Origin of the sequence: Mesorhizobium sp., assembly GCF_005063415.1 — a bacterium.
Lineage (GTDB): Bacteria > Pseudomonadota > Alphaproteobacteria > Rhizobiales > Rhizobiaceae > Mesorhizobium.
The window spans coordinates 1-1964 of sequence record NZ_SUEG01000311.1 but is presented as its reverse complement, the minus strand read 5'-3'; the positions used below and the strand labels follow the sequence as shown (position 1 = coordinate 1964).

2 protein-coding genes and 1 pseudogene are annotated in these 1964 nt (G+C 56.2%); 2 read left to right on the top strand and 1 reads right to left on the bottom strand.

What is annotated here, in order from left to right:
- Positions 1–183 precede the first annotated feature (183 nt).
- Positions 184–462 (top strand): hypothetical protein, encoded by a 279-nt coding sequence (locus E5W70_RS32165; RefSeq protein ID WP_292665357.1) that lies wholly within the window; start codon positions 184–186, stop codon positions 460–462.
- A gap of 760 nt (positions 463–1222) precedes the next feature.
- Here E5W70_RS32165 and E5W70_RS32160 read toward each other — a convergent pair.
- Positions 1223–1570, bottom strand: coding sequence for a hypothetical protein (locus tag E5W70_RS32160; RefSeq protein ID WP_292665359.1), 348 nt, complete (start codon positions 1568–1570; stop codon positions 1223–1225).
- Between the two features lie 154 nt (positions 1571–1724).
- Here E5W70_RS32160 and E5W70_RS32155 point away from each other — a divergent pair.
- Positions 1725–1964, top strand: a pseudogene (locus E5W70_RS32155) (hypothetical protein); the annotation flags it as partial.

Sequence of the window (1964 nt, the reverse complement as noted above, 5' to 3'; positions counted from 1 at the left end):
GCAATCAAATGCGAACGAACCTAACGTGACGAGCTGAAGCGACATATCCCATCATATCATCTTTCCGAAGATTTCGGAATAATTCGGAATGGCTTTCAGGACCGGAAGTCGTCGAACGCCGATGATCCGGCCGTGATGCCCACGACGCACCACGACGCACTAGCAAGACGATGGGAGGAGTTCATGAGCAAGCGAATTCGTGTTGGGCTTGGCTGCGGCTTGGCGTTCTATGTAGCAGTTGGCGTTTCAGAAACCTTCGCGGCCAACATGCCGAGTGACCCCGACATCGACCTGGCCGAAGGCAGCAAAATCGAACCCGGCAACAATCCGCGAGACGATTTGGTTGGCGTAACAACTATCCGAATAATAGGTCCGGACCACGATCAGGAACTCGGGACGATAATGTATGACGTTCCGGATAACGGACTGGCACCCGCCCGTCGATGGGGTGGCCCGCGCTGAGTCGCGATATCGTGTCATCGATGGCTTTGGTGCCAGCGGTGCATGTCGCAGAGCCCATCGACACGCCGGCGCGGACGACGCTTTCAGTGGAGCCCATCTCGCCGCCTCTTCCGTCCGCCGTCGAGGCGGCACCAGTGGTCCCCTTATTGCCGCTGCTGTCGCTTGGCATTTAATTGTAAGAATGCGCCGGTTTCGTTCGGATTTCGCATTTTATTGTGAGAACCTTGGCGGCCGGATTCTCAAATTAACTGCATTTGAGAAGAGGCACTCGACCTGCGAGCTCGGGCTATCATGTTCTCTGTGGCGTCAGTGAACCGGACCCTGTTGTCACCCATCAACAGTATCAGCAGGACGGCGAAGCTGACCGGCTGCAGCGAAGCGCAGGTGAAGCGCGTCTGGGCTCGACATCAGAAGGAAAGCGGGAAGCAGGAAATGTTGTCGCAAAAGCTGAGTTCTGCGACGGTGCAAAAGTCAGTTGCAAAACCGTCGCTTTGATCGGGAGTTTTCGCGACAAGGGGAAGGCCGCGAGAGGTGGTTTTTCCGTAGCTTCCCTCGATCGGAACGAGAAAGAAGCGCCAGGAGCTGCCCTCACAAACCGACCATTAGATGAGATGTCGTGTTTCTTCACGAATGCTGCCCGTCAGCTTTCGTGATGATTGGGCTAGAAAGCCCCCACCTTTCATCCAGCGTAGCGCCGACCGCTTTGCCCCAGCGGACGTTCGGATACCTGCAAGAACCACTCTCCTTACGGAACTCGCCGTCACATTGAATCGGGCGGTGCGAAGAAGCAGTTCATATAGTCCTCACTTGGATGCAGGCAGATGTGAAAATCGTGATCACCAGACGGCAGCGTGTCTCCATACGGAATCTGAAACAAATGCTGTCGGGTCACCAGGTGGTGGTCGCCAGGAAGTAGTGTAACGGAAAAGCCCCTCGGTCCAATTTTGACCGATGCGCCCGGGATGCGCTCGCAATCGCCTCCCACTTCATTTCCCTTGCAGCAAGCCGGCGGATAAGGCCAGCCGCGCGCCGCATCATGTGCGCCCGCGCTTCCGCCCAATATCAACGCGTAAGCTGCTGCCAGTAGAGCCGTGGGTTTCGAAGCCATCAAGATTAGACCTGCTGCCCTTGGTCGTCAGCTGGCATGATCGGCGAAGACAACCCTGGTGTAACGAGAGGAAACCGATCAAATGCCGATATTCTCCCGATCTCCGATGATGCGCGAGCGGTCCGAGCCGTTCCGATAAGAGCAGGAGTTTGATATGCTCCTGATCAAGCATTCGACGTTCTGCACATGCAGAGAGATGCGGATGAATCCGCGCTCATCCAAGACAATCGTGGTGAACGGCATCACTCTCGATTTTGCCGCCGGGATTTTGCGCGACAGCCAAGGCAAGGATGTGGTCTTGCGCTCGCAAGCCTTCGCGGTGCTTGAATACCTCAGCAGGCATGCTGATCGCGTCGTCACAAAAGACGAGCTCATGCAAGCATGCGTCCAACGG

Coding starts and splice junctions, on each gene's coding strand:
- E5W70_RS32165 (WP_292665357.1), top strand. CDS start 184: ATGAGCAAGCGAATTCGTGTTGGGCTTGGCTGCGGCTTGGCGTTCTAT.
- E5W70_RS32160 (WP_292665359.1), bottom strand. CDS start 1,570: ATGGCTTCGAAACCCACGGCTCTACTGGCAGCAGCTTACGCGTTGATA.